Source organism: Niveispirillum sp. GW835-FHT14G11 (assembly GCF_058793615.1).
Genome location: NZ_JBXAFZ010000013.1, coordinates 233,064 through 259,726, shown reverse-complemented (window position 1 = coordinate 259,726; position 26,663 = coordinate 233,064). Strand labels below are relative to the sequence as shown.

The following is a 26,663-nucleotide window of genomic DNA, read 5'->3' as shown; positions in this document are numbered from 1 at the left end:
CAAGCGGATTCGGGCCGGCCCCACCACATTGCTGTGATGCGTTTACTTGACGATCTTCGACACGACGCCGGCGCCGACGGTGCGGCCGCCTTCGCGGATGGCGAAGCGCAGACCTTCGTCCATGGCGATCGGGGCAATCAGCTTCACGGCGAAGCGGATATTGTCGCCCGGCATCACCATCTCCGTGCCTTCCGGCAGCGTCACCGAGCCGGTCACGTCCGTGGTGCGGAAGTAGAACTGCGGACGATAGTTGGCAAAGAAAGGCGTGTGACGGCCACCCTCTTCCTTCGTCAGGATGTAGGTCTCGGCCTCGAAATCCGTGTGCGGGTTGATCGAGCCCGGCTTGGCCAGAACCTGGCCGCGCTCCACATCCTCACGCTTCGTGCCGCGCAGCAGCGCGCCAATGTTGTCGCCAGCCTGGCCCTGGTCCAGCAGCTTGCGGAACATTTCCACGCCCGTGACGGTCGTCTTCACGGTGGCCTTCAGGCCAACGATCTCGACTTCCTCACCGACCTTGACGATGCCCTTCTCGACGCGGCCCGTCACAACGGTGCCACGACCCGAGATCGAGAACACGTCTTCGATCGGCATCAGGAACGGCTTGTCGATCGGACGCTCCGGCTGCGGGATGTAGCGGTCGACCTCGGCCATCAGCTTCAGGATGGCATCGCGGCCGATCTCCGGCGTCTTGTCCTGCAGAGCCGCCACGGCCGAACCCTTGACGATCGGGATCTCGTCGCCCGGGAAGCCGTAGGAGGTCAGCAGCTCCTGCAGCTCCATCTCCACCAGCTCGACCAGGTCCGGATCGGCCAGATCCATCTTGTTCAGGAACACCACCAGCGCCGGCACGCCGACCTGACGGGCCAGCAGGATGTGCTCGCGCGTCTGCGGCATCGGGCCGTCAGCGGCCGAGCACACCAGGATCGCGCCGTCCATCTGCGCCGCACCCGTGATCATGTTCTTCACATAATCGGCGTGGCCCGGGCAATCGACGTGAGCATAGTGACGGTTCGCGGTCTCGTATTCCACGTGAGCGGTCGAGATCGTGATGCCACGGGCCTTCTCTTCCGGCGCCTTGTCGATCTGGTCGTAGGCCGTGAAGGTCGCCCCACCGGTCTCCGCCAGCACCTTCGTGATGGCAGCCGTCAAAGACGTCTTGCCATGATCGACGTGCCCGATCGTGCCGATGTTGCAGTGCGGCTTGTTCCGCTCAAACTTTGCCTTTGCCATGATTCTTCGTCCTCATTTCAATCGGTTGACGACCGTGCTCAAGCCACTTTGCTGCGGAGCTCATCCGCGATGGCGTGCGGCGCCTGTTCGTATCGTTCAAACTGCATCGAGTACTGGGCCCGGCCCTGACTGATTGACCGGAGCGTATTCACGTAGCCGAACATCGTCGCCAACGGCACCTTGGCATCGATCACTCGGGCGTTACCCCGTTGATCCATGCCGAGTATCTGCCCCCGGCGGCTGTTCAGGTCGCCGATGATGTCGCCCATATACTCCTCCGGGGTCACCACCTCGACCTTCATCACGGGCTCCAGCAGGACGGGGCGAGCCTTGGCCAACCCTTCCCGCAATGCCGCCCGCGCCGCGATTTCAAACGCTTGCGCGGAACTTTCCACATCGTGGAAGGCGCCGTCGACCAGCTCGACCCGAACATCGACCACCGGATAACCGGCAACCGTGCCCGAGGTTCTGGCGGCCTCAAGCCCCTTCTGCACGCCCGTGACGAATTCCTTGGACAGCGTTTCCGCTGTCACCTTGTTCACGAACACCAGCCCCTGCCCCGCTTCCGCCGGCTCCACCACCAGCATGACGCGGGCAAAATGGCCGACGGCGCCAATCTGGCGCCGATGCGTATGATCCGCTTCGCCGCGGGCGGTGACGGTCTCGCGGTAGGCCACCGTCGGCTTGCCCACCGCCGCCTCCACCCGGAACTCCCGGCGCATGCGATCCACGATGATCTCCAGATGGAGTTCACCCATGCCCCGCAGAATCACCTGCCCGGATTCGGGATCGCGACCGATCCGGAAGGAGGGGTCTTCGGCCGCCAAACGGCCAAGCGCCACCGCCATCCGGTCGTGATCGGCCTGCGTACGCGGCTCGACCACCACCTCGATCACCGGCTCCGGAAACTCCATCCGCTCCAGCAGGATCGGATGGGCCGGATCACACAGCGTATCCCCCGTCGTCGTCCCCTCCAGAGAAGCAAACGCGACGATGTCCCCCGCGAAAGCCTCTCCGATCTCCTCCCGGCTGTTCGCATGCATCAGCAGCATGCGTCCGGCCTTCTCTTCCAGCTTCTTGCCTGGGTTCGCCATGTGGGCGTCCTGGCGCAGCGTGCCGGAATAGATGCGGGCGAAGGTCAGGGACCCGACGAACGGGTCATTCATTACCTTGAACGCCAGCGCCGCGAACGGCGCCTCGTCGGTGGCGGAGCGACTGACCGCCTCGCCCGACGGCGTCGTGCACTGGATGTCGCCCTTGTCGGCCGGTGACGGCAGATAATGGACAACGGCATCCAGCATGGGCTGCACGCCCTTGTTCTTGAAGGCCGACCCGCACAGCACCGGCACGAGCTTCAGCCCGATGGTGCCCTTGCGGATCAGGCGACGCAATTCCTCCTCATCCGGCTCCTGGCCGGACAGGAAGGCGTCGGTCGCCGCCTCCTCCATCTCCACCGCCTGCTCGACCAGCTTGGCGCGCCAGCGCTTCGCCTCGTCCAGCAGATCGGCCGGTACGTCCGTCACATCGAAACGGGCGCCCAGCATGTCGTCCGCCCAAATGATCGCCTTCATGGCAACCAGGTCAACGACACCCTTGAACCCCGCCTCCACACCCAGCGGCAATTGCAGCAGCGCCGGATTTGCACCCAACCGCTCCTGGATCATCACCACCGTGCCCAAGAGGTCCGCACCAGCACGGTCCATCTTGTTCACAAAGCAGATGCGCGGCACGCGGTACTTGTCCGCCTGCCGCCACACCGTCTCCGACTGCGGCTCCACGCCCGAGACCGCATCGAACAGAGCCACCGCGCCATCCAGGACCCGCAAGGAACGTTCGACTTCAATGGTGAAGTCGACATGGCCCGGCGTGTCGATGATATTGACGCGGTGATCCTTCCAAAAGCAGGTCGTGGCCGCCGACGTGATCGTGATACCCCGCTCCTGCTCCTGTTCCATCCAGTCCATCGTGGCGGTGCCGTTGTCGACCTCGCCGAGACGATAGGACTTGCCTGTGTAAAACAGGATCCGCTCCGTCGTCGTCGTCTTGCCGGCATCGATATGCGCGGCAATGCCGATATTCCGATAGGAGTGGATGGGATGGGACCGGGCCATGGTCGGGGTTTCCGAACTTACCAGCGGTAGTGCGAGAAGGCCTTGTTGGCTTCGGCCATGCGATGCGTGTCTTCACGCTTCTTCACGGCCGTACCGCGCTGCTGCGCGGCATCCAGCAGCTCACCCGACAGACGTTCGGTCATGGTGTTTTCCGAACGGTTGCGGGCGGCACCGATGATCCAGCGGATCGCCAGGGCCTGCGCACGGTCGGAACGCACTTCCACCGGCACCTGATAGGTCGCACCGCCGACGCGGCGGGAACGAACTTCCAGGTAGGGGCGAACGTTGTTCAGGGCGTCATGGAAGAGCTGCAGCGGGTCCTGCTTGGCCTTCAGCTCGATGCGATCGAGGGCGCCGTAGACGATGGATTCCGCCACCGACTTCTTGCCGTCGTACATCAGGCAGTTCATGAACTTCGTCAGCACGACATCGCCGAACTTGGCGTCGGGCAGAACTTCGCGCTTGTCGGCTTTACGACGACGGGACATTGCTCGCTCTCCTTACTTCGGACGCTTGGCGCCGTACTTCGACCGGCGCTGCTTCCGATTCTTCACGCCCTGCGTATCGAGCGTGCCGCGGATGATGTGATAGCGCACACCAGGAAGATCCTTCACGCGACCACCACGGATCATGACGACCGAGTGTTCCTGAAGATTGTGACCTTCACCGGGGATGTAGCTGATGACCTCGTAGCCGTTCGTCAGGCGCACGCGGGCGACCTTACGAAGCGCCGAGTTCGGCTTCTTCGGGGTGGTGGTGTAGACACGGGTGCAAACGCCACGCTTCTGCGGGCATTCCTGCAGGGCCGGCACCTTATCCCGGGCCACCAACGGAGCCCGCGGCTTGCGGATCAACTGACTGATCGTCGGCATGAACGCCCTTCGCCTTTTCTATATCCCCGCCAGGGGATGTCATTCCAAACCGGTCGCACCACCAACCCCAGGGACAACGGACGAAAAACGCCCGCATACGTAGCCGAGGGCTCCGTGCGGGAGAATCTCATACGCCGTCCGAACAAGGACTCGGGTGCGGCTATCGACTTTTCCGGGGAGGTTCCTTGGAGCTGGCCTGCGTCCCTTGTAGGTAAGCGCTTGATGCCAACAGTGGGGACAGCGTCTAGACGCCACGAGGGCGGGCTACAGCCTGCCCCCCCGAAATAGGTTGGCGGACTATATGGATGAGTCTTGCCCCCGTCAAGCGCGACCCTGGGGCAATCGCCACGTCGCCTGCGCATCCTGGCCCTCCGGACTCCGCAGGGCTGGGGTCAGGCGGCAGGGTCGGTTTGTGGAAGTCTGAGGCGAGGAGCAGGCGCCAGTTCCACATTCTCATAAACCTCGACCATAGGAATGGTGATGCCTATGCTCTCCAATTCGATGGTCGCCTCCAGGCCGAGGATTGTTTCGGCAACCCAACGGCCCCGTTCATGCCGATAGAGCCAGGCTTCAGCGGCTGTCTGCTCCACTTCCAGCACCTGCAGGATGCCGACGGACGCATAATCGTCGCGCTTGCGTGCCATCTCGCCAGCCGAATTGCTGGGGGACAGCACTTCAACGGCAACAACGGGACGGTCGGCCGATTTGGCGTCGGCGCCACAGCGCACCAGCAGATCCGGCGCCCGAACCGTCCAACGCTTGTCGATCCGTACAGCACCGCCACCGGCTTCAGGTGCGCAGGGGCGCCCGGCAGCGCGCAGACGAGAAGCGAGGGCCAGATTGAGGCTTGACGTGATCCGCGCATGATTGGTCGATGGTGCCGACTGCGCCACCACCCAGCCATTGACCAGTTCATAGCGAAGGTCGTCGCCCGAATCCCAGGCCAGGAATTCGTCGATGCTCATACGGGGCAAGTCGGTCCTTTGGATGGACAGGGCCACGGGCAAGCTTCCGGAAAGAGAACACCGTAGTCATTCTATGCCGAATCGCGTCTTCAGGCCAATCGTTCCTCAGGCATCGGCTGGTGCATCCATGGCGCGGCGGTCGGGCACATTCTCATGGATGTCGGCCAGTCCGAAGCCGGTGCGCCCGAATTCCGCGTCCAGCGCCACGCCAACCGCCTGTCCCGCGCCGGACGCGTCATATCGCTGCCCCGCCATGCTTTGGCCGGGACTGGCCTGGAAGCGCGTACAGCTTTATATAGGCCGCTTGTTTTCAAGGACCCCCGTACCATGACCAAGCTTGCCCATACCCCCGCCGCCGCGCCCAAGGTCGGCATCGTTTCGCTGGGTTGCCCCAAGGCGCTGGTGGACAGCGAACGCATCCTGACCAAGCTGCGCTCGGAAGGGTATGAGATCTCCGGCTCCTATGACGGGGCGGATGTGGTGCTGGTCAATACCTGCGGCTTCCTGGACAGCGCCAAGGCGGAGAGCCTGGAAGCCATCGGGGAGGCCATCAAGGAGAATGGCAAGGTCATCGTCACGGGCTGCCTGGGCAAGGAAGAAAGCCTGATCCGGCAGAGCCATCCCAACGTCCTGGCCGTCACCGGTCCGCACCAGTACGAGCAGGTGGTCAGCGCCGTGCACGAGGTTGTGGCCCCGCGCCATGACCCCTATCTGGATCTGGTGCCGCCGCAGGGCCTGCGCCTGACACCGCGCCATTACGCTTACTTGAAGATCTCCGAGGGCTGCAACAACCGCTGCACCTTCTGCATCATTCCGTCCATCCGCGGTGACCTGGTCTCCCGCCCCGCCAACATGGTGCTAGCCGAGGCAGAGAGCCTGGTGAAGGCCGGTGTGAAGGAGATCCTGGTGGTCAGCCAGGATACGTCGGCCTATGGCATGGACACCCGCTATGCCGAGAGCAAATGGAAGGGCCGCCAGGTCCGCGCCAAGTTCATCGACCTAGCCCGCGAACTTGGAAATCTGGGCGCCTGGATCCGCCTGCATTATGTCTATCCCTATCCGCATGTGGATGAGGTGATCGGGCTGATGGCGGACGGCAAGGTGCTGCCCTATCTGGACATCCCCTTCCAGCATGCCGCCCCCAATGTGCTGAAGGCCATGAAGCGCCCGGCCAACACCGACAAGGTATTGGACCGGATCAAGATGTGGCGCCAGGGCTGCCCCGACCTGACCCTGCGTTCCACCTTCATCGTGGGCTTCCCCGGCGAGACGGAGCAGGATTTCCAGTATCTGCTGGACTGGCTGACCGAGGCGCAGATCGACCGGCTGGGTTGTTTCAAGTACGAGCCCGTCGCTGGCGCGCCCGCCAACGAAATCCCCGGCGCCGTGCCGCCGGAGGTGCAGGAGGAACGCTGGAACCGCCTGATGGCCCATCAGCAGGAAATCAGCGCTGCCCGTTTCGCCACCAAGATCGGTCGCGAGATGGATGTGCTGATCGACGAGGTGGACGAGGATGGGGCCACCGGCCGTTCCTGGTCCGATGCGCCGGAGATCGACGGGGCCGTCTATCTGAACGACGAGTTCGGGGTTAAGCCCGGCGACATGGTGCGGGTGAAGATCGAGGAAGCGGACGAATACGATCTGTGGGGCAGCAAGGTCAGCTGACCCGAGCAAGGTTTTCCGTCTGCGACGATATTCCGCGGCAGGATGAGGCACTCCGGTGCGTGAGAGACCATCCCCCACGGATGGCCGCCACCCCATGCAGATCGCCTCCCTGTTTCCCACGCCCCTGATCCGCGCCAGCCTGGGCGCGCAATCGCCCCTGATTGCGGCCCTGCGCGAGGCGATTCTGTCCCGCGAGGCGGAGACGCCGGACGGCACGCAACACAGCAATGATGGCGGCTGGCAGTCCGGCCATGACCTGCCCGCCTGGACCGGCCTAGCTGGCGAAAGCCTGATCGAGGGCCTGACCCGCATGCTGGACAAGGCCACAACGCTGGTTCTGGATGACCGGCTGGACAAGCGCCGTCCGGACTGGCGGGTCAATGCCTGGGCCAATGTCAACCGCCGCGGCCATGGCAACCTGCCCCATTGCCATCCCAGTGCCGCCTGGTCGGCCTGCGTCTATGTCGATGATGGCGGCATCGGCGGCCGGCCGGGCCTGGGCGGCTGCATCGAGTTCAGTGATCCGCGCGGTCCGCTGCCCCTGATGTATGCGCCATCGGTGAAGGTGGACGCGCCGGGCTTCCTGTCCGCCGGGCTGGGGGAGCGGGTCTGGCCGGAAACGGGCCTGATCCTGCTGTTCCCCTCCTGGCTGCTGCACCATGTGGCGCCCTACACGGGCGACGGCACCCGTATCTCCATCGCGGTGAATTTCAGCTTGTGAGACGGGCCCTGGCAAATTGCCATCCCTGTGATGCGGGCCATTGATTGTTCTGCCCGTTCTGTTCGATAGAAGCGAAAAGTTCTATCGGACAGGGGATTGCAATTGCACGGACTTGATCTGTTTCTGGGTGTCTCGGCGCTGATCCAGCTGCATGCGGTGCTGGCCATCAGCGCCATCCTTCTGGGCGGCCTGCAACTGGCCCTGCCCAAGGGCACGCCCGGCCACCGCACGCTGGGCTATGTGTGGGTGGGGGGAATGGCGGTGGTCGCCCTCTCTTCCTTCTGGATTCACGAGGTGCGGATGTTCGGGCTGTTCAGCCCCATCCATCTGCTCTCCGCCCTGACCCTGATCGCGCTCTGGCAATCCATCCGCCTGGCCCGCCGCGGCGACATCGCGCGGCACAGGAAGGCGATGATCCGGCTTTATATCCTGGCGCTGATCGTCACAGGCGGCTTCACCCTGCTGCCGGGCCGGCTGATGCATGCCGTGCTGTTCGGGGGGTAATCGCGCCCTGTAGCTCAGGTCGAGCGGAGCGAGCCCTGACACGTCCTTGCGCCGTCGCTTGTCAGGGCTCGCCTTGCTCGACCTGACCTACGGTACCATGGCCTACTCGTCCCCGATCCAGACCTTGGCAGCCAGCAGGCGCTGTGCGCCCTCGCGCAGTTCATCATGCAGGCGCCGGACCTCCACCACCACCGCTTCTTCCAGTTGCTCCAGCTTGCGCCCGCGTTGGGCGTGCAGCAATGCTGCCAGCTTCTTGGCGGCACGCGACAGCGGCGCGAAGGACCGACCCACGCCTAGTACCTCATCCCGGTAATCGGGCTGAAGGACGTTGGGATAGAGCCGGTCCATGCGGTCCAGCGCCAGGGAAAGCTGCGTGCGATTCATGGGGCCAGCCCGTCAGCGGATCACGGGGCGCCAGCGCGGCGGCTTGGTTCCGCCGCTGCCACCGGTCTCGTCGTCGTCGGGCGGCGGCACCAGGGTGCGGACCGGGGGGCCGGGCTCGGGTCTGGCGGATATCTGCGCTTTGGCCAGCAGGCCGCGTAGCCAGAAGATATGGGCCACAGCCACCAGCGCCCCGATGGGCACGGGGGCTGCGACCAGCAACAGCGGGTTTTCCGCCGCGATGGTGTGCGCCTGCGGCAAGGCCCGCAGCAGCGATCCGACGATGGAGGCCGCACCCGCCCCGCTCAGCGCGGCGAAGACCAGGCCCCACCTGCCCGCCAACCGACCTCCCGCCATCCGCTTCACTCCCGCCTTTGACCAATGCAGCCTATGTAGGCGGCAGCGGGGGGGCTTGCCAAGGGTATTCACAGACCGCTTCCCGGTCCCGGTCCATGTCGCCCCCATATGCGAAAAGGGCCGCCCCGTTGCCAGGGCGGCCCTTTCCTTGACGCTTACGGTTCGACGCTGCCTTACTCGGCAGCTTCCGTCGGCAGGGCCGGGGCCCCTTCATCCTCGCCATATTGCAGAACGCGATCGCGCTCGGCGGCAATGGCCTTCAGACGGTTGACGACCGAGCCGGTACCGGCCGGGATCAGGCGACCGACGATCACGTTTTCCTTCAGGCCTTCCAGATTGTCGACCTTGCCCTGGACGGCGGCTTCCGTCAGGACGCGGGTCGTTTCCTGGAACGACGCGGCGGAGATGAACGAACGGGTCTGCAGGCTGGCCTTGGTGATGCCCTGAAGCACCGGCTTGCCCTGGGCGAAGCGCAAATCAACCTCGCCTTCCTTGATCCGCTGCTGGACGGCGCGGTTTTCCTGCTCGAACTCCACGCGATCAACCTGATCACCGATCAGCAGGGTGGTGTCACCCGGATCAGAAACCTCGATCTTCTGCAGCATCTGGCGGACGATCACTTCAATGTGCTTGTCGTTGATCTTCACGCCCTGCAGACGATAGACGTCCTGGATCTCGTTGATCAGGTAGTTGGCCAGCGCTTCCACGCCCATGACCGACAGGATGTCGTGCGGCACCGGGCTGCCATCCATCAGGCTGTCGCCCTTCTGGACATAGTCGCCCTCCTGAACGGCAATATGCTTGCCCTTCGGGATCAGGTACTCGCGCTCTTCCCCCGTCTCGTCATTCTTCACGACGATGCGGCGCTTGGTCTTGTAGTCCTTGCCGAACTCGACCCGGCCTTCCAGCTCCGCGATGATCGCGAAATCCTTCGGCCGGCGGGCTTCGAACAGCTCGGCCACGCGCGGCAGACCGCCGGTGATGTCACGCGTCTTGGAGCTTTCGCGCGGGATACGGGCCAGCACGTCGCCGGCCTGAACCTTCGCACCATTCTCCACCGACAAGATGGCATCCACGCTCATGAAGTAGCGGGCTTCCGTGCCGTTCGGCAGCTTGACGATCTCGCCATTGGCATCCAGCAAGGCGACGCGCGGACGCAGGTCCGCACCGCGCGGCTGCTGGCGCCAATCGACCACCACCTTGGACGAGATGCCGGTGGCCTCGTCCATGACTTCGCGGACGGAGATGCCTTCCACCAGGTCGACATAGGTGGCCGTACCCTCGCGTTCCGTGAGGATCGGCAGGGTGTACGGGTCCCATTCGGCCATGCGATCGCCGCGCTTGATGGGCGCGCCATCAACGACCAGCGCCTTGTTCAGCTTGGCGCCGTACGGGACGCGGTGCTTGGCGCGTTCGCGGCCCTGCTCGTCCAGCAGCGCCAGCTCGCAATTGCGACCCATCACCACCGGCACACCCTCGCTGTTCATGACGAGGTTGCGGTTGCGCACGATCACCTTGGCGTCCAGCGTCGCCTCGATGAAGCTCTGCTCCGCACCACGCTGTGCCGCACCACCAATGTGGAACGTGCGCATGGTCAGCTGCGTGCCCGGCTCACCAATCGACTGGGCGGCGATGACGCCGACCGCCTCGCCCATGTTCACCCGCGTGCCACGGGCCAGATCGCGGCCGTAGCAATGGGCGCATACGCCGTCCTGCGTCTCGCAGGTCAGCACCGACCGGATATGCACCGTATCGATACCGGCAGCGTCGATCAATTCAAGCTCACGCTCGGTGATCAGCTCGCCAGCCGGCACGATCATCTCGCCCGTCAGCGTGTTGACCAGATCGGCAGTCGAGGTACGGCCCAGGATACGCTCGGACAGCGGAACAATGACGTCACCGCCATCGATCACCGCCTTCACGGTCAGGCCATTCTTCGTACCGCAATCCGTCTCGGTGATGATGGCGTCCTGCGCCACATCCACCAGACGGCGGGTCAGGTAACCGGAGTTCGCCGTCTTCAAGGCGGTATCGGCCAGACCCTTACGAGCACCGTGGGTGGAGTTGAAATACTCCAGAACCGACAGGCCTTCCTTGAAGTTGGAGATGATCGGGGTCTCGATGATCTCGCCGCTCGGCTTGGCCATCAGGCCGCGCATACCGGCCAGCTGCTTGATCTGGGCCGGCGAACCACGAGCGCCCGAATGGGCCATCATGTAGACCGAATTCACGCCAAAGCCCGGACGCGGCTGCTCGATCACCTTCATCATGGCGCCGGCGACCTTTTCGGTCGTTTCCGACCAGACGTCGACCACCTTGTTGTACTTTTCGCCCTGGGTGATCAGACCGTCCAGATATTGCTGCTCGAACTCCTTGACGCGGTCCTGGGCTTCCTTGATCAGGATGCCCTTTTCCTCCGGAATAACCATGTCATCCTTACCGAAGGAGATGCCGGCCTTGAACGCGTTGGTGAAGCCCAGACGCATCATCCGGTCGGCAAAAATCACCGTCTCCTTCTGACCGCAATGGCGGTAGACGACGTCGATGATGTTACCGATTTCCTTCTTGGTCAGAAGGCGGTTGATCAGCTCGAACTTGATGGCCGGATGGCGTGGCAGGATCTCCGACAGCAGCATACGGCCCGGCGTCGAGGTGACGCGGACAGTGATCGGCTTGTTGTCGGCATCCACCGTGTGGTAGCGCGCCTGCACCTTGGAATGCAGCGTCACCACCTTGGCGGCCAGCGCATGCTCGATCTCGCCGATGGAGCCGAAGGCCATGCCCTCGCCCACCGAACCCGGCAGTTCCATCGTGATATAGTACAGACCCAGGATGATATCCTGCGACGGCACGATGATGGGACGGCCGGACGCCGGCGACAGGATGTTGTTCGTCGACATCATCAGGACGCGCGCTTCCAACTGAGCCTCAAGGCTCAGGGGCACGTGCACGGCCATCTGGTCGCCGTCGAAATCGGCGTTGAACGCGGTACAGACCAGCGGGTGCAGCTGGATCGCCTTGCCTTCGATCAAGGTCGGCTCGAAGGCCTGGATGCCCAGACGGTGCAGGGTCGGCGCGCGGTTCAGCATCACGGGATGCTCGCGGATGACCTCTTCCAGAATGTCCCAGACCTCGGGACGTTCCTTTTCCACCATCCGCTTGGCGGCCTTGATGGTGCTGGCCAGACCGTACAGTTCCAGCTTGGCGTAGATGAAGGGCTTGAACAGCTCCAGCGCCATCTTCTTGGGCAGGCCGCACTGGTGCAGCTTCAGCTCCGGGCCCACCACGATGACCGAACGGCCCGAGTAGTCGACGCGCTTGCCCAGCAGGTTCTGACGGAAGCGGCCCTGCTTGCCCTTCAGCATGTCGCTGATGGACTTCAGGGGGCGCTTGTTGGCACCGGTGATGACGCGACCGCGGCGGCCATTGTCGAACAGTGCGTCGACGGCCTCCTGCAGCATGCGCTTCTCGTTACGGACGATGATGTCCGGTGCCTTCAGCTCGATCAGCCGCTTCAGACGGTTGTTGCGGTTGATGACGCGGCGATACAGGTCGTTCAGATCCGACGTCGCGAAACGGCCGCCATCCAGCGGGACCAGCGGGCGCAGCTCGGGCGGGATGACCGGAACGACTTCCAGGATCATCCATTCCGGGCGGGTCGCCTCGGGATAGGTCTTGTAGATGGTCGGGCCGTCGGCGAGCTCAATACGCTCCTTATAGCCTTCGAACCGCTCATAATCGGCGACCGTCTCGACCTCGACCGGATTGCCCAGGAAGGCTTCCAGCATCTTCAGACGCTTGACCAGCTTCTTGCGCTTGGCTTCCGACGCGGTCTCGCGCAGGTCGTCGCGGCAATTCGCCTTCTCCGTGACCAGGTCCAGCGTGGACAGCATGTCCTTCAGGGCCTCGGCACCGATCTTGGCGGTGAAGGTGTCCTCGCCGTACTTGTCCTGGAAGTCGATCAGTTCGTCTTCGGACAGGAGCTGGCCCTGCTTCAGCTCGGTCAGGCCGGGCTCGATGACGACATAGTTCTCGAAATAAAGGATGCGCTCCAGATCCTTCAGCGTGTTGTCCAGCAACAGGCCGATGCGGGACGGCAGCGACTTCAGGAACCAGATATGGGCAACGGGCGAGGCCAGTTCGATATGGCCCATGCGCTCGCGGCGGACCTTGGACAAGGTCACTTCCACGCCGCACTTTTCGCAGATGATGCCGCGATACTTCATGCGCTTGTACTTGCCGCACAAGCACTCGTAATCCTTGATCGGACCGAAGATGCGGGCGCAGAACAGGCCGTCGCGCTCCGGCTTGAAGGTCCGGTAGTTGATCGTCTCGGGCTTCTTGATCTCGCCGAACGACCAGGAGCGGATGCGCTCCGGGCTGGCGATCGAGATGCGGATCTGGTCGAAGCTCTGCGGGCCCTGCGGAGCGCCGAAGATGTTCATCAACTCGGTATTCATATGCCGTCTCCCCTGGGGGTGTGGCTTCGTCAAACGATGGAAACATCCGGCGGGCGGTGACCCGCCGGATGTTGACCCTTCCGGAGCTTAGTAATCGCGCTCGTTCAGCTCGACATTCAGGCCAAGCGAACGCAGTTCCTTGACCAGAACGTTGAAGCTTTCGGGAATGCCGGCTTCGAAGTTGTCGTCGCCACGGACGATGGCCTCGTAGACCTTGGTACGGCCGGACACGTCGTCCGACTTCACCGTCAGCATTTCCTGCAGCGTGTAGGCAGCGCCGTAAGCTTCCAGCGCCCACACTTCCATTTCACCGAAGCGCTGACCACCGAACTGGGCCTTACCGCCCAGCGGCTGCTGGGTGACCAGGCTGTAGGGGCCGATGGAGCGGGCGTGGATCTTGTCGTCGACCAGGTGGTGCAGCTTCAGCATGTAGATGTAGCCGACCGTGACCTTGCGGTCGAACGGGTCGCCGGTGCGGCCGTCGATCAGCTGCATCTGGCCCGAGCGGTCGATGCCGGCATCTTCCAGCATGCGGCAGATATCCTCTTCACGCGCACCGTCGAAGACGGGGGTGGCGAAGGGGATGCCGCGACGCAGGTTGTTGGCCAGCTCGATCAGCTCGGCGTCGCCCATGTCGGAGATGTCGCTGCCCCACACATCCTCACCATAGATGTGGCGCAGGCGGGCCCGCAGATCATCCAGGGTCTTGGACTTCAGGACAGCATCGGTCGCCTTGGCCCGCATCTTGTCGAGCATCTCACCGATCTGGCGACCCAAACCGGCGGCGGCCCACCCAAGGTGGGTCTCCAGGATCTGACCGACATTCATGCGCGACGGCACACCCAGCGGGTTCAGCACGATGTCGACATTCCGGCCATCTTCCAGGTACGGCATGTCTTCGATCGGGGTGATGCGGCTGATGACGCCCTTGTTGCCGTGACGACCGGCCATCTTGTCACCGGGCTGCAGCTTGCGCTTCACAGCCACGAAGACCTTGACCATCTTCATCACGCCGGGCGGCAGCTCGTCGCCGCGCTGCAGCTTCTCGACCTTGTTCTCGAACTTCTCCTGCAGGCGCTGGACGCTGTCGTCAAACACCTTGCCAGTCTGCTCGATGAACTCCATCACGCTGTCATCGGCAACGGAGATATGGCGCCATTGGCCGCGGGTCAGGCCCGACAGCAACTCGGCATTGATCGTCTCGCCGCCCTTCAGGCCCTTAGGCCCCGACACGACAGTCTGGCCGATCAGCAGTTCCTTCAGACGCGTGTAGAAGGAGCGTTCGAGAATGCCCTTCTCGTCGTCGCGGTCCTTGGCCAGCTTCTCGATCTCGGCCCGCTCGATGGCCAGGGCGCGCTCATCCTTGTCGACACCGCGACGGGAGAAGACGCGCACTTCCACGACGGTACCGACGACACCCGGCGGCAGGCGCAACGACGTGTCACGCACGTCCGACGCCTTTTCACCGAAGATGGCGCGCAGCAGCTTCTCTTCCGGCGTCATCGGGCTTTCGCCCTTCGGCGTGACCTTGCCGACCAGGATGTCGCCCGGACGGACTTCGGCGCCGATATAGACGATGCCGGCTTCGTCGAGGTTCTTCAGAGCCTCTTCACCCACGTTGGGAATGTCGCGGGTGATTTCCTCCTGGCCCAGCTTGGTATCGCGGGCCATGACCTCGAACTCCTCGATATGGATCGAGGTGAAGACGTCATCACGCACGATCCGCTCGGAAATCAGGATCGAGTCTTCGAAGTTGTAGCCATTCCAGGGCATGAACGCGACCAGCACGTTACGGCCCAGGGCCAGTTCGCCCAGGTCGGTCGACGGACCATCGGCGATGATGTCGCCGGTGATGACCCGGTCGCCCACCTTCACCAGCGGCTTCTGGTTGATGCAGGTGTTCTGGTTGGAACGCTGGAACTTCAACAGGTTGTAGATATCGACGCCGGGGGCCGCCGCATCCGTATTCTCGGTCGCGCGGACCACGATACGGGTGGCGTCCACCTGATCGACGATGCCGGCGCGCTTGGCAACGATAGTCACGCCGCTGTCGCGGGCAACCGTCGCTTCCATGCCGGTACCGACCAGCGGGCTATCCGCCTTGATCAGCGGCACGGCCTGGCGCTGCATGTTGGAGCCCATCAGCGCGCGGTTGGCGTCGTCGTTCTCCAGGAACGGGATCAGCGCCGCGGCGACGGAAACGACCTGCTTGGGCGACACGTCGATCAGATCGATCATATCCGGACGGGCCAGCAGATATTCACCACCCTTGCGGCACGACACCAGCAGCTCGGCGAACTTGCCATCTGCGCTCAACGGCGCATTGGCCTGGGCCACCATGTAGCGGCCTTCTTCCATGGCCGACAGATAGACCACTTCCGACGTCACCTTCTGGTCCACCACCTTGCGGTAGGGGCTTTCGATGAAGCCGTACTGGTTCACGCGGGCATAGGTGGCCAGGCTGTTGATCAGACCGATATTCGGGCCTTCCGGCGTCTCAATCGGGCAGATACGGCCATAATGGGTCGGGTGCACGTCGCGAACTTCGAAGCCGGCGCGCTCACGGGTCAGACCGCCCGGCCCCAGGGCCGAGAGACGACGCTTGTGCGTGATCTCGGACAGCGGGTTGGTCTGGTCCATGAACTGCGACAGCTGCGAGGAGCCGAAGAACTCACGTACAGCAGCGGCGGCCGGCTTGGCGTTGATCAGGTCATGCGGCATGACCGTGTCGATCTCCACCGAGCTCATGCGCTCGCGGATCGCACGTTCCATGCGCAGCAGACCGACGCGATACTGGTTCTCCATCAGCTCGCCGACCGAACGGACGCGACGATTGCCCAGATGGTCGATATCGTCGATCTCGCCGCGGCCGTCCTTCAGCTCCACCAGGATCTTCAGGATCTTCAGGATGTCTTCCTTGCGGAGCACGCGCATCTGATCGTCCGTCTCGAAATTGAGACGGGCGTTCATCTTGACGCGGCCCACGGCCGACAGGTCGTAGCGCTCCTGGTCGAAGAACAGGCCCTGGAACAGCGCTTCGGCACTTTCCAGCGTCGGCGGCTCACCCGGGCGCATCACGCGGTAGATGTCGACCAGCGCGTCCTCGCGGGACGCGTTGCGGTCGGCAGCCATGGTGTTGCGGATATAGGGGCCGACATTCAGATGGTCGATGGCCAGGACCGGCAGATCCTGGACGCCCTGCTTCTCCAGCTTGTCCAGCGACGCGCTGCTGATCTCGTCACCAGCCTCGTACAGGACCTCGCCCGTGCGCTCGTCGATGATGTCGACGGCCAGATAACGGCCAACGATTTCCTCGACCGAGGCCGAGACCTCGGTCAGGCCCTGGTCAACCAGGCGCTTCAGGACGCGCGGGGTCATCTTGGTCTCGCGCTGGGCGAGAACCTCGCCCGTGCGGGCGTCGATCAGGTCGTTGACGAGCTTCTGGCCCTTCAGGCGCTCCGGCTCGAACGCGGTCTTCCAACCGGCGCCGGCCCGTGTGTAATTCACGGTCGCATAGAAGGCACCAAGGATCTCTTCCTTGGTCATGCCCTGCGCCTCATAGGGCAGCAGGTCCTTGCCCAGCGCCTTGCGGGCGGCGCGCGAGGCTTCCGTGTCCAGGCCGTCCAGCGCGTATAGCAGCGTGGTGGCCGGCAGCTTGCGGCGGCGGTCGATGCGGACATAGACAATGTCCTTGGCATCGAACTCGAAATCCAGCCACGAGCCGCGATAAGGGATGACGCGGGCGGCGAACAGGTACTTGCCCGAGCTGTGGGTCTTGCCCTTGTCGTGGTCGAAGAACACACCGGGGCTGCGGTGCATCTGGCTGACGATCACGCGCTCGGTACCGTTGATGATGAAGGTGCCGTTGGCCGTCATCAAGGGCATATCGCCCATATAGACGTCCTGCTCCTTGATGTCGCGGATCGAGCGCAGGCCCGTATCCTCATCAACATCGAACACGGTCAGGCGCAAGGTCACCTTCAGCGGGGCGGCGAAGGTCATACCGCGCTGCTGGCATTCCTCGACATCATATTTTGGCTGCTCAAGCTCGTACCGGACGAAGTCCAGCACGGCGCGCTCGGAGAAGTCCTTGATCGGAAATACCGACTTGAAGACCTCCTGGAGACCGAGGACCGCCCGCTTTTCCGGCGCCACGTCCATTTGCAGGAAGTGGTCGTAGGAACTGCGCTGAACCTCGATCAGGTTCGGCATGCGGGTCACCTCGGGGATACGCCCGAAGCTCTTGCGGATACGCTTACGTCCCGTGAACGACTTGGCCATAGAGTGCCTCTCGTGAACTCGCCCGGTGCAGTGCGCGCTCTGGTCAATGCCCAACTTGGGACCACGGGCCTGTTACCCGCCGCCCCAAAACACGAATCGACGCGGGCGCAAATCCACCAGGATCGGCGCCGGATCGCGTCGTTGTCATCAGCATTTCCCGCTTCCGCTGCCGGTGGAAGCCAGGATTTGCCTTGGTTTTTCCCGTCCAAGGCAGGGTTTCCCCCGCCCTTTCCGGAACCGCCATGGTCCCGTCCCGGAAAAGCCCGCCATGATAGCGGAACGTTCCGGTTCAGAAAAGACAGACGACGCCGGGCGGGACCCCCCTTCCAGGGAGGTCACCGTCCGGCGTCCTCATATGCAGTGACGAAAGCCACCGCCGCTACTTACTTGACGTTGACCTTCGCGCCAGCGTCTTCCAGCTGCTTCTTCAGCTTGGCGGCTTCTTCCTTCGTCGCGCTTTCCTTCACGACCTTCGGAGCGCCTTCGACCAGGTCCTTGGCTTCCTTCAGGCCCAGGCCGGTGATGGCGCGGACTTCCTTGATGACGTTGATCTTGTTGGCGCCGGCATCGGCCAGCTCAACAGTGAACTCGGTCTGCTCTTCCACCGGAGCAGCGGCAGCGGCAGCGGCCGGAGCAGCAGCAGCGGCCACCGGAGCGGCGGCGGAAACGCCCCACTTCTCTTCCAGCAGCTTGGACAGTTCGGCCGCCTCGATGACGGTCAGGGCGGACAGTTCTTCAACCAGCTTCTCGAGCTTGGACATGATGGTCTCCTAGTAACACTAGATAAGGGTAGATTGAGATGCGGCTCAGGCCGCCTCGTCCTTCTTGGCGTAGGCCGCGAGAACGCGGGCCACTTGGCCACCCGGCGCTTGCAGAATACCGGCGATACGGGTCGCCGGGGTCTGGATCATGCCGAGCAGGCCAGCACGCAGTTCGGTCAGCGACGGCAGCTTGGACAGGGCATCGATGCCCGCGGCGTCCAGCGTGACGTTGCCAATGGAGCCGCCAATGACCTTGAACTTATCGTTGGTCTTGGCGTAGTCGATGGCGACCTTGGCTGCCGCAACCGGGTCCTTGGACCAGGCCATGGCGGTCGGACCCTTGAACAGGCCCTCGGTCTTCTCGAACTGCGTGCCCTTGAGGGCGATGACGGCGAGCGAGTTCTTGGTCACTTTGTAGCTAGCACCCGCAGCCCGCATCTTGCGGCGCAGGTCGGTAACTTCAGCCACCGTCATGCCGGACTGCTTAGTCACGACGACGAGGGCTGCCGACTGCAGCTCAAGATTAAGGGCCGCGATCGTAGCTTCCTTCTGTGAACGATCCACGGTTCGCCTCCATTTGGGACAGGACAGCCATAAGGCCGTTCCGCCCGGTTACAACACATCCAGGCCGGTTCAAACGAACCAGCCCAGATGGGGTTACCTGTCCCAGAAGCTTCAAGCCATCATGTCCAGGGCGGCTGGTGCCGTCCCGGCGTATCAATGCTTTCGCTCCTGTCTGCGCCGGCTGGTCTATTAAGCGTCAGGGACGGGTCCCATCGGCGCACGGCGGTCTCGGACAGGGTGGGCCTTCGACTGTGAAGACCCGGTCCCGTTCCGGCCGAAACCGGAACGGGAAACTCGTATCTGGACTTAGGCGTTCAGCGCGGCGACCAGCGCCTGCACATCCAGCTTCAGGCCCGGCCCCATCGAGGAGGACAGCGAGACCTTCTCGATATAGGTGCCCTTGGCGCCGGCCGGCTTGGCGCGGTTGATGGCGCCGACGAACGCCTTGACGTTCTCTTCCAGGGCTTCAGCCGTGAAGCTGGCCTTGCCAACGCCGGCATGCACGATACCGGTCTTCTCGGCGCGGAACTCGACCGAACCGCCCTTGGCCGCCTTGACGGCGTCGGCGACGTTCGGGGTCACGGTGCCCAGCTTCGGGTTCGGCATCAGGCCGCGGGGGCCCAGAACCTTACCCAGCTTGCCGACCACGCCCATCATGTCCGGGGTGGCGATGCAGCGGTCGAAATCCATCTTGCCGCCCAGGATGGCCTCGGCCAGATCGTCGGCGCCGACAATGTCGGCACCAGCGGCCCTGGCCTCGTCAGCCTTGGCGCCCGCACGGGCGAACACGGCGACGCGGACGGTCTTGCCTGTGCCGTTCGGCAGCACGACCATGCCGCGGACCTGCTGGTCGGCGTGACGCGGATCGATGCCCAGGTTCAGGGCGATCTCGACCGTCTCGTCGAACTTGGCGGTGGCATTGCCCTTCACGGTGCTGACGGCATCGCCCAGCACGTAGAACTTGGCGCGGTCAACGTTGCCGTTGGCCTTCTTCAGACGCTTACCGATGGCCATGATCAGCCCTCCACCACTTCGAGACCCATGGAACGGGCGGAACCGATGATCATGCTCATCGCGGCTTCCACGTCGTTCGCGTTCAGGTCGACCATCTTCTGTTCGGCGATGGCGCGCACCTGGCTGGTGGTCACCTTGCCGATGGTGGGCGACTTGCCGACCGTGGGCGAACCCTTGGTGATGCCCGAGGCCTTCTTCAGGAAGTAGGTCACCGGCGGGGTCTTGGTCACGAACGTGAAGGTACGATCACCGAAGGCGGTGATCACGACCGGAATGGGCATGCCCTGTTCCAGCTGGGCCGTCTTTGCATTGAACTGCTTGACGAACTCCATGATGTTCAGGCCGCGCTGACCCAGCGCCGGGCCGATGGGCGGGCTGGGATTGGCCTTGCCGGCCGGAACCTGCAGCTTGATATAGCCGACGATTTTCTTCGCCATGATGATCCTCATAGTCTGACGGGCGGCAGGGCCGTTCCGTCATGGGATTTGCGTGGTGCGGCCGCCCTTGGACTTGCGGGCTGTAGCCTCCCACGCGGGGTAACCGGCCGATGGCGAACCACCGGCCGGAAATTCGTCAGATCTTTTCGACCTGGGTATATTCCAGTTCCACCGGGGTGGCGCGACCAAAGATCGACACCGCGACCTTGAGGCGGGACTTGTCCTCGTCCACTTCCTCGACCAGACCGGTGAAGGAGGTGAAGGGACCGTCCGTGACCCGGACATTCTCGCCCACCTCGAAGGTGATGGAGGGCTTGGGCCGCTCCACGCCTTCCTGCACCTGGTTCATGATGCGCAGCGCCTCGGTCTCCGAGATGGCCTGCGGCTTGCCGCCGCTGCCCAGGAAACCGGTCACTTTCGGCGCATTCTTCACCAGATGCCAGGTATCGTCCGTCAGTTCCATCTTCACCAGCACATAGCCGGGGAAGAACTTGCGCTCCGAATTGATTTTGGCGCCACGACGGATCTCCACGACCTCTTCGGTCGGGACCAGGATATCGCCGAACAGCTCTTCCAAGCCCTTCTGCGCCGCCTTCTCACGGACCGCCTGCGCGACCTTCTTCTCGAAGCCCGAATAGACGTGGACGACGTACCAACGCATGGCCATGGATCAGCCCCCGATACCAAGAATGAGGCGGATGCCGAATCCAAGGATCTGGTCCACCGTCAGGAAAAAGATGGAAGCCAGGATCACCATCACGAAGACCATGCCGGTGGAGACAAGCGTCTCCTTCCGGGTCGGCCAAGTGACCTTGGCGACCTCACGGCGCACCTCGCGCAAGAATTCTGCGGGATTGGTTTTTGCCATGTGGCGCTGGCCATCATTCCTGAATGCACATACCGTTTCGTCGCCCTGGCACTGGCACCGGCTGGGACCGGACTTCGGCCAAGGGGCCATCCTTTTTGAGGGGATGGCAGGAGTGGAGGGGCTCGAACCCCCAACCCCCGGTTTTGGAGACCGGTGCTCTACCAGTTGAGCTACACTCCTACACCTCGGAACCGATTGCGGCGCCAATGACAAAACGTCACCGTCGCCCCGAGCGGTCCCGGGGAGTGCGGGTTGATAGCGCAATCGCGCCCGCAACGCAACAACCAGTTTGCACCGATCATTGATACGCATTGCAGGGGATCATTGCGCCCGCCGCATTCCCGGAAGGACGGGACTGTTTCCAGCCAACCCTTCCATAAATAAGGAAAAGGGCCGCTGTTTCCAGCGGCCCCGTCCGATATCCCTGAACCAAACGCCTGAAAGCAACTTCAGGCGCTTGGAGGTCGGCGACTGCCGACCCGGCGCGCGTGCGCCGTGAGCCAGGGCGGCGGATGCCACCGCCCGGCTTCTCTAGGGAATAATTACTTGACGATCTTCGACACGACGCCGGCGCCGACGGTGCGGCCGCCTTCGCGGATGGCGAAGCGCAGACCTTCGTCCATGGCGATCGGGGCGATCAGCTTGACGGCGAAGCGGATATTGTCGCCCGGCATCACCATCTCCGTGCCTTCCGGCAGCGTCACCGAGCCGGTCACGTCCGTGGTACGGAAGTAGAACTGCGGACGATAGTTGGCGAAGAACGGCGTGTGACGGCCACCCTCTTCCTTCGTCAGGATGTAGGTCTCGGCCTCGAAGTCCGTGTGCGGGTTGATCGAGCCCGGCTTGGCCAGAACCTGGCCGCGCTCCACATCCTCACGCTTCGTGCCGCGCAGCAGCGCGCCAATGTTGTCGCCAGCCTGGCCCTGGTCCAGCAGCTTGCGGAACATTTCCACGCCCGTGACGGTCGTCTTCACGGTGGCCTTCAGGCCAACGATCTCGACTTCCTCACCGACCTTGACGATGCCCTTCTCGACGCGGCCCGTCACAACGGTGCCACGACCCGAGATCGAGAACACGTCTTCGATCGGCATCAGGAACGGCTTGTCGATCGGACGCTCCGGCTGCGGGATGTAGCGGTCGACCTCGGCCATCAGCTTCAGGATGGCATCACGGCCGATCTCCGGCGTCTTGTCCTGCAGAGCCGCCACGGCCGAACCCTTGACGATCGGGATCTCGTCGCCCGGGAAGCCGTAGGAGGTCAGCAGCTCCTGCAGCTCCATCTCCACCAGCTCGACCAGGTCCGGATCGGCCAGATCCATCTTGTTCAGGAACACGACCAGTGCCGGCACGCCGACCTGACGGGCCAGCAGGATGTGCTCGCGCGTCTGCGGCATCGGGCCGTCAGCGGCCGAGCACACCAGGATCGCGCCGTCCATCTGCGCCGCACCCGTGATCATGTTCTTCACATAATCGGCGTGGCCCGGGCAATCGACGTGAGCATAGTGACGGTTCGCGGTCTCGTATTCCACGTGAGCGGTCGAGATCGTGATGCCACGGGCCTTCTCTTCCGGCGCCTTGTCGATCTGGTCGTAGGCCGTGAAGGTCGCCCCACCGGTCTCCGCCAGCACCTTCGTGATGGCAGCCGTCAAAGACGTCTTGCCATGATCGACGTGCCCGATCGTGCCGATGTTGCAGTGCGGCTTGTTCCGCTCAAACTTTGCCTTTGCCATGATATCCTGTGCCCTTGCCTGCCGCGATCTCTAGAAGACGCCGGGTCGTGGAAAACGGGTTGGGTATGGAGCGGGTGAAGGGAATCGAACCCTCGTCGTAAGCTTGGAAGGCTTCTGCTCTACCATTGAGCTACACCCGCACGGGTCATTCGCCCACCGACGACAACGTCACCACAAGCAGAACGGCGCGCCCCATATTCTGAGGCGCGCCTGAACTGGTGGAAGGGGCTGGATTCGAACCAGCGTACGCTATGCGGGCAGATTTACAGTCTGCTGCCTTTAACCACTCGGCCACCCTTCCGCGGTGCCGTTCTCGACCAGCGGCCGGAACGGAGTTGGGGGTTATACGGATTAAACGGACCCTGTCAACGCCATTCTGACATGCGTCGTCATTCTTTCTATCCGCTGGCGGAAATGCTGGGTTTGAACGAAAGTGGGCGCATGAGAAACCGACCCCCCTCCCCTAAGTCAGATCGTCCCGGCAAGGGCGGCGCCAGCAGCGGCGGCGCTTCCCGTTCCGGCGGACGTGGTCCCAACCGTACCGGCGGCGACGATGCGCGCCCCGGCAGCCGTCCGGGCAAGCCCGGTTACGCCAAGGCCGGCCCGGCCAAGTCGGGCTATGGCAAGCCGGCGCGCGCCGGTACATCCGCTGCGGGGCCGCGCGGTCCCCGCGCAGAGGGGGAGGGCCCGCGCGGCCCCCGCACGGAAGGGGGGCGCAGCGAACGTCCGGCGCGGGCCGGCGATGACCGGCGCGACGACCGCCGTTCCGACCGGCCCCGCGCCGCGGAAGGTCGCGGGGAGTTCCGTGGCGAGGGTCGTGGGGATGGTCGCGGCGAGTTCCGGCGCGAGGGCCGCCCCGGCGGTGATCGTCCCGCCTATGCCGACCGTGGCGACCGCCGCCCGTCCAACCGCCCACCGCGCGGCGGGGAGGATCAGGGCGAACGCCGCCGTCCGATGAGTGCGGCGGAGGAGCTGGGTCTCGAATCAGCACCACCGCTGCGCGCCAGCACCGGCCCGGCGCTGAACAAGCATAACCTGCTCTATGGCGTGCATGCGGTTTCCGCCGCCTGGGCCAATCCGCGCCGCAAGATCCGCGACCTGTTCGTCACCGAATCCGGCCTGGAGGCCCTTGAGGCCGCCTTCGACATGGCGTCGAAGGCCGAACTGGACCGGCCCGAGCCGCGCCTGGTGGAGAAGGAAGAGATCGAGCGGCTGCTGCCGCCCGGTTCCGTGCACCAGGGCGTGGCGCTTTCCTGCGCGCCCCTGCCGGAGGTGGAGATCGAGGATATCATCGATGCCGCCGCCGATGATCCGCTGGCCCTGGTGGTCGTGCTGGATCAGGTGACGGACCCGCACAATGTCGGGGCCGTGCTGCGCTCGGCCTCGGCCTTCGGCGCCAAGGCGCTGATCGTCCAGGACCGTCACGCCCCGCCCGTCACCGGCACGCTGGCCAAGACCGCGTCGGGCGCGGTGGAAGCGGTGCCGCTGGTGCGCGTCACCAACCTGGCCCGCGCCATCGACCAGCTGAAGGCCGCCAGCTTCTGGACCGTCGCCCTGGCCGAATCGGGGGCCCGCCACCTGCATGAGGTGGACCTGTCCGGCCGCACGGCCCTGATTCTGGGATCGGAAGGCGACGGCATCCGCCGCCTGACGGGCGAACGGGCGGACGAGATCGTCAAGCTGCCCACGGGCGGCCCGGTCGGCAGCCTGAATGTTTCCACGGCGGCCGCCGTGGCTCTTTACGAGGTCGCGCGTCGGCGCTAATGTCGCCGCCCGTTCGCCGGAGGGGTCCTGCCCCTCCGGCAACCCCGCCTGGATCGCCGGCTTAGCTCAGTGGTAGAGCAACCGCCTTGTAAGCGGTAGGTCGTCAGTTCAATCCTGACAGCCGGCACCAGCTCGTCCCCGATCCGCCCACCTGGGGCGATGGGTCTCTCCATCCCATATGTCCGCGTGCACCAACGGCTCACCCCGCTTTCTGTTGACGGGACCGAGTTCTTTTGGCAAATTCATAGGAATAAAATCAAATACTATGCCCGGCCGCCACCAGCGTGCCGGGCATTTTCATTTCTGCAATCCACGGCCCCATCCGGTTCGGATGGTGGCGCATGCCTGGAAGGAGCCTCCCTTGATCAATCCGTTCAGCATCACAGCCGGCCTCTCATCCCTGATCGACGACGTCACCAATTGGTTTGATGGCGATGATGAGGACAGAAGACGCACGTCGCTACGCAGCGTCGATTACCGCAGCCTGTTCGATGACGAACCGGCGGTCGACCAGGTTCCCGGTGCCGGCTTTTCCGGGATGCAAAGGCAGGCCCGGCAAGCCAGCCTGGTTGACGATGCGGGCGACCAACGGTTCCCGGCGTTTCAGCAGGCGTGGCGCGATGGCAAGCCGGTGGAGGATTTGCTGGGCAATCAACCCTTCCGCCTGAAGGCGACGGTCAACGGCAATGGCGGCGACAATCTTCGACCGGACATCGCCAAGGTTCAGGTCCTGCTGAACAAGGCCGGCTATCACGAAATTGATGGCGAGGAAGGCCCCAACGGCTATCACAGCGCACGGCTGGACAAGGATATCCGTAAGTTTCAGCAGGCCCATAACCTCAGGGTGGATGGCAAGCTTCTGCCCGATGGCGAGACGATGCGCTCACTGGAAGAACAGGTTCCGGACAGCGTTGCCAAGAAGCCCCCACGCCTGACCAACCGCAACATGGGCTATGACAGTTTCCGGGATCAGGAGAACTGGGCGCGGCAGGTTCGCATCATGCCATCCGGCGAAGCCCCCCTTCTGACACCTTACGACTTGCTTGGAATGACGCCAGTCATTGGGGAAGGGTTGTCGGTCATTGACACTGGAAAGGCGCTTTATGATGGGGACTATAAAGGCGCGGCCGCGAACGCACTCGGGATTCTGCCATTTGTTCCGGGATTTGCAGGCAAGCTCGCCAAACGAGCAGAAGGGGCAAGCCTTGCTCAGAAGAAGGTGTTCATCTATGATGCACCTTCGGTTCCGCAGCGGCCTTTCACAGAGGATTACCCTCATGGAAACCAAAATTTACCGGACCTCCAGGAAGGAAGCCCGCTGCCGTCAGATCGTGAAGGAAGACCCCTCACTGCACCCCTCGTGGCTGGACGAAGAAACGGCGGGGCGCCAGATCAGGGAATTAATCATGTCGAGATCGAGGGAATCGCCAGAGGCCTCACAGGACGTTCTCCCGTCTTCACTACCGACCGAAAGTTGATCGGTTCGGATTCCGGTCGTTTTGTCCGTGGTCCTGACGGCTCAACAATATATGTGCGCGCCACTTTACCTGACGCAGAAATCCCGAGAACGCTGTCGCATGAGACATCGCACGCCATTGATGAGTTTGTCGGGACCATTCCCACCGATGGACTGATCAAGGAACTTGAGACAGTCTACAACACGCTGAACAACCCGCAGAAGCACGGTCCTCCGCTTAAGCCTCAGCATATTGGATACAAAGGCGACGGCATCAAACGGGAACTGATGACGGAGGCGATCCGAGCCTATCTGACAAACCCGAATTACCTGAAATCGGTCGCACCCAAGACAGCCGCTCGCATCCGTGAATATGCGAACACCAACCCCAAGATCAGCAAGTTCGTCCAATTCAATGCCTTGACACCGCTGGGCCTCGGCGTTGCCACCTCACAGGATGAAAATGAGTAGCGATTTGGGGGCATAGACAAATGATCAGATTGAGCCCTGTCAGGGCTCAAT

22 protein-coding genes and 4 tRNA genes are annotated in these 26,663 nt (G+C 63.4%); 6 read left to right on the top strand and 20 right to left on the bottom strand.

Annotated features, from left to right (window positions below):
* Positions 1-42 precede the first annotated feature (42 nt).
* The 6 genes from tuf (AC1Q7F_RS23565) to AC1Q7F_RS23540 form a co-directional block, all read right to left on the bottom strand.
* Complete coding sequence (tuf, locus tag AC1Q7F_RS23565) at positions 43-1,230, bottom strand: elongation factor Tu (RefSeq protein WP_492510972.1); 1,188 nt, start codon at positions 1,228-1,230, stop codon at positions 43-45.
* Between the two features lie 38 nt (positions 1,231-1,268).
* The gene (fusA, locus tag AC1Q7F_RS23560) at positions 1,269-3,341 is read right to left on the bottom strand and encodes an elongation factor G (RefSeq protein ID WP_492510988.1); all 2,073 of its coding nucleotides are present in this window, start codon (positions 3,339-3,341) and stop codon (positions 1,269-1,271) included.
* Between the two features lie 17 nt (positions 3,342-3,358).
* Positions 3,359-3,829 (bottom strand): 30S ribosomal protein S7, encoded by a 471-nt coding sequence (gene rpsG, locus AC1Q7F_RS23555; protein WP_492510987.1) that lies wholly within the window; start codon positions 3,827-3,829, stop codon positions 3,359-3,361.
* Positions 3,830-3,841: 12 nt separating this feature from the next.
* On the bottom strand, positions 3,842-4,213 hold the full coding sequence (rpsL, locus tag AC1Q7F_RS23550) for a 30S ribosomal protein S12 (RefSeq protein WP_054169737.1): 372 nt from the start codon (positions 4,211-4,213) through the stop codon (positions 3,842-3,844).
* A gap of 392 nt (positions 4,214-4,605) precedes the next feature.
* On the bottom strand, positions 4,606-5,178 hold the full coding sequence (locus AC1Q7F_RS23545; protein ID WP_492510986.1) for a Uma2 family endonuclease: 573 nt from the start codon (positions 5,176-5,178) through the stop codon (positions 4,606-4,608).
* A 105-nt stretch (positions 5,179-5,283) separates the two neighbouring features.
* Positions 5,284-5,433: a hypothetical protein gene (locus AC1Q7F_RS23540; RefSeq protein ID WP_492510985.1), complete on the bottom strand. Its 150-nt coding sequence runs from the start codon at positions 5,431-5,433 to the stop codon at positions 5,284-5,286.
* A gap of 72 nt (positions 5,434-5,505) precedes the next feature.
* Here AC1Q7F_RS23540 and rimO point away from each other — a divergent pair, with 72 nt between their 5' ends.
* The 3 genes from rimO to AC1Q7F_RS23525 all read left to right on the top strand — a co-directional run bounded on the left by rimO (position 5,506) and on the right by AC1Q7F_RS23525 (position 8,068).
* Positions 5,506-6,843 carry a 30S ribosomal protein S12 methylthiotransferase RimO gene (rimO, locus tag AC1Q7F_RS23535; RefSeq protein ID WP_492510984.1) on the top strand — a complete coding sequence of 446 codons (1,338 nt, stop codon included), beginning with the start codon at positions 5,506-5,508 and terminating at the stop codon, positions 6,841-6,843.
* A gap of 94 nt (positions 6,844-6,937) precedes the next feature.
* A complete protein-coding gene (locus tag AC1Q7F_RS23530) occupies positions 6,938-7,564 on the top strand; it encodes a TIGR02466 family protein (RefSeq protein ID WP_492510983.1) in 627 nt (208 codons plus the stop codon).
* A gap of 102 nt (positions 7,565-7,666) precedes the next feature.
* Positions 7,667-8,068, top strand: a complete 402-nt coding sequence (locus AC1Q7F_RS23525; RefSeq protein ID WP_492510982.1) for a DUF2306 domain-containing protein — start codon at positions 7,667-7,669, stop codon at positions 8,066-8,068.
* 102 nt (positions 8,069-8,170) lie between these two features.
* On the opposite strand, the gene AC1Q7F_RS23520 is transcribed toward AC1Q7F_RS23525, so the two are convergent.
* From AC1Q7F_RS23520 to AC1Q7F_RS23455, 14 genes are all read right to left on the bottom strand, one after another.
* On the bottom strand, positions 8,171-8,452 hold the full coding sequence (locus tag AC1Q7F_RS23520; protein ID WP_492510981.1) for a hypothetical protein: 282 nt from the start codon (positions 8,450-8,452) through the stop codon (positions 8,171-8,173).
* Positions 8,453-8,464: 12 nt separating this feature from the next.
* Positions 8,465-8,791: a hypothetical protein gene (locus AC1Q7F_RS23515; RefSeq protein WP_492510980.1), complete on the bottom strand. Its 327-nt coding sequence runs from the start codon at positions 8,789-8,791 to the stop codon at positions 8,465-8,467.
* A gap of 188 nt (positions 8,792-8,979) precedes the next feature.
* A complete protein-coding gene (rpoC, locus tag AC1Q7F_RS23510) occupies positions 8,980-13,266 on the bottom strand; it encodes a DNA-directed RNA polymerase subunit beta' (RefSeq protein ID WP_492510979.1) in 4,287 nt (1,428 codons plus the stop codon).
* An 87-nt stretch (positions 13,267-13,353) separates the two neighbouring features.
* Complete coding sequence (gene rpoB / locus AC1Q7F_RS23505; protein ID WP_492510978.1) at positions 13,354-17,547, bottom strand: DNA-directed RNA polymerase subunit beta; 4,194 nt, start codon at positions 17,545-17,547, stop codon at positions 13,354-13,356.
* A gap of 383 nt (positions 17,548-17,930) precedes the next feature.
* On the bottom strand, positions 17,931-18,308 hold the full coding sequence (gene rplL / locus AC1Q7F_RS23500) for a 50S ribosomal protein L7/L12 (protein ID WP_492510977.1): 378 nt from the start codon (positions 18,306-18,308) through the stop codon (positions 17,931-17,933).
* A 45-nt stretch (positions 18,309-18,353) separates the two neighbouring features.
* Positions 18,354-18,872, bottom strand: coding sequence for a 50S ribosomal protein L10 (rplJ, locus tag AC1Q7F_RS23495; protein WP_492510976.1), 519 nt, complete (start codon positions 18,870-18,872; stop codon positions 18,354-18,356).
* A gap of 306 nt (positions 18,873-19,178) precedes the next feature.
* Positions 19,179-19,889, bottom strand: a complete 711-nt coding sequence (rplA, locus tag AC1Q7F_RS23490) for a 50S ribosomal protein L1 (protein ID WP_492511004.1) — start codon at positions 19,887-19,889, stop codon at positions 19,179-19,181.
* The gene (rplK, locus tag AC1Q7F_RS23485; protein ID WP_492510975.1) at positions 19,889-20,323 is read right to left on the bottom strand and encodes a 50S ribosomal protein L11; all 435 of its coding nucleotides are present in this window, start codon (positions 20,321-20,323) and stop codon (positions 19,889-19,891) included. The genes rplA and rplK overlap by 1 nt, the downstream gene beginning before the upstream one ends.
* Before the next feature lie 136 nt (positions 20,324-20,459).
* On the bottom strand, positions 20,460-20,990 hold the full coding sequence (gene nusG, locus AC1Q7F_RS23480; protein ID WP_492510974.1) for a transcription termination/antitermination protein NusG: 531 nt from the start codon (positions 20,988-20,990) through the stop codon (positions 20,460-20,462).
* Positions 20,991-20,993: 3 nt separating this feature from the next.
* The gene (secE, locus tag AC1Q7F_RS23475) at positions 20,994-21,191 is read right to left on the bottom strand and encodes a preprotein translocase subunit SecE (protein ID WP_492510973.1); all 198 of its coding nucleotides are present in this window, start codon (positions 21,189-21,191) and stop codon (positions 20,994-20,996) included.
* Between the two features lie 104 nt (positions 21,192-21,295).
* A tRNA-Trp gene (locus tag AC1Q7F_RS23470) sits at positions 21,296-21,371 on the bottom strand.
* 362 nt (positions 21,372-21,733) lie between these two features.
* Positions 21,734-22,921: an elongation factor Tu gene (gene tuf / locus AC1Q7F_RS23465; protein ID WP_492510972.1), complete on the bottom strand. Its 1,188-nt coding sequence runs from the start codon at positions 22,919-22,921 to the stop codon at positions 21,734-21,736.
* A 66-nt stretch (positions 22,922-22,987) separates the two neighbouring features.
* A tRNA-Gly gene (locus AC1Q7F_RS23460) sits at positions 22,988-23,061 on the bottom strand.
* Positions 23,062-23,137: 76 nt separating this feature from the next.
* Positions 23,138-23,222, bottom strand: a tRNA-Tyr gene (locus AC1Q7F_RS23455).
* Positions 23,223-23,362: 140 nt separating this feature from the next.
* Between AC1Q7F_RS23455 and rlmB the strand changes: the two genes are divergently transcribed.
* The 3 genes from rlmB to AC1Q7F_RS23440 all read left to right on the top strand — a co-directional run bounded on the left by rlmB (position 23,363) and on the right by AC1Q7F_RS23440 (position 26,612).
* Positions 23,363-24,685: a 23S rRNA (guanosine(2251)-2'-O)-methyltransferase RlmB gene (rlmB, locus tag AC1Q7F_RS23450; protein ID WP_492510971.1), complete on the top strand. Its 1,323-nt coding sequence runs from the start codon at positions 23,363-23,365 to the stop codon at positions 24,683-24,685.
* A 55-nt stretch (positions 24,686-24,740) separates the two neighbouring features.
* Positions 24,741-24,815, top strand: a tRNA-Thr gene (locus tag AC1Q7F_RS23445).
* A 231-nt stretch (positions 24,816-25,046) separates the two neighbouring features.
* Positions 25,047-26,612: a peptidoglycan-binding protein gene (locus tag AC1Q7F_RS23440; RefSeq protein WP_492510970.1), complete on the top strand. Its 1,566-nt coding sequence runs from the start codon at positions 25,047-25,049 to the stop codon at positions 26,610-26,612.
* Positions 26,613-26,663 lie beyond the last annotated feature (51 nt).

Bases quoted from the DNA above. Each gene is read 5' to 3' on its own strand.
- tuf (WP_492510972.1), bottom strand. From the start codon at position 1,230: ATGGCAAAGGCAAAGTTTGAGCGGAACAAGCCGCACTGCAACATCGGC.
- fusA (WP_492510988.1), bottom strand. From the start codon at position 3,341: ATGGCCCGGTCCCATCCCATCCACTCCTATCGGAATATCGGCATTGCC.
- rpsG (WP_492510987.1), bottom strand. From the start codon at position 3,829: ATGTCCCGTCGTCGTAAAGCCGACAAGCGCGAAGTTCTGCCCGACGCC.
- rpsL (WP_054169737.1), bottom strand. From the start codon at position 4,213: ATGCCGACGATCAGTCAGTTGATCCGCAAGCCGCGGGCTCCGTTGGTG.
- AC1Q7F_RS23545 (WP_492510986.1), bottom strand. From the start codon at position 5,178: ATGAGCATCGACGAATTCCTGGCCTGGGATTCGGGCGACGACCTTCGC.
- AC1Q7F_RS23540 (WP_492510985.1), bottom strand. From the start codon at position 5,433: ATGGCGGGGCAGCGATATGACGCGTCCGGCGCGGGACAGGCGGTTGGC.
- rimO (WP_492510984.1), top strand. From the start codon at position 5,506: ATGACCAAGCTTGCCCATACCCCCGCCGCCGCGCCCAAGGTCGGCATC.
- AC1Q7F_RS23530 (WP_492510983.1), top strand. From the start codon at position 6,938: ATGCAGATCGCCTCCCTGTTTCCCACGCCCCTGATCCGCGCCAGCCTG.
- AC1Q7F_RS23520 (WP_492510981.1), bottom strand. From the start codon at position 8,452: ATGAATCGCACGCAGCTTTCCCTGGCGCTGGACCGCATGGACCGGCTC.
- rpoC (WP_492510979.1), bottom strand. From the start codon at position 13,266: ATGAATACCGAGTTGATGAACATCTTCGGCGCTCCGCAGGGCCCGCAG.
- rpoB (WP_492510978.1), bottom strand. From the start codon at position 17,547: ATGGCCAAGTCGTTCACGGGACGTAAGCGTATCCGCAAGAGCTTCGGG.
- rplL (WP_492510977.1), bottom strand. From the start codon at position 18,308: ATGTCCAAGCTCGAGAAGCTGGTTGAAGAACTGTCCGCCCTGACCGTC.
- rplK (WP_492510975.1), bottom strand. From the start codon at position 20,323: ATGGCGAAGAAAATCGTCGGCTATATCAAGCTGCAGGTTCCGGCCGGC.
- nusG (WP_492510974.1), bottom strand. From the start codon at position 20,990: ATGGCCATGCGTTGGTACGTCGTCCACGTCTATTCGGGCTTCGAGAAG.
- secE (WP_492510973.1), bottom strand. From the start codon at position 21,191: ATGGCAAAAACCAATCCCGCAGAATTCTTGCGCGAGGTGCGCCGTGAG.
- tuf (WP_492510972.1), bottom strand. From the start codon at position 22,921: ATGGCAAAGGCAAAGTTTGAGCGGAACAAGCCGCACTGCAACATCGGC.
- rlmB (WP_492510971.1), top strand. From the start codon at position 23,363: ATGAGAAACCGACCCCCCTCCCCTAAGTCAGATCGTCCCGGCAAGGGC.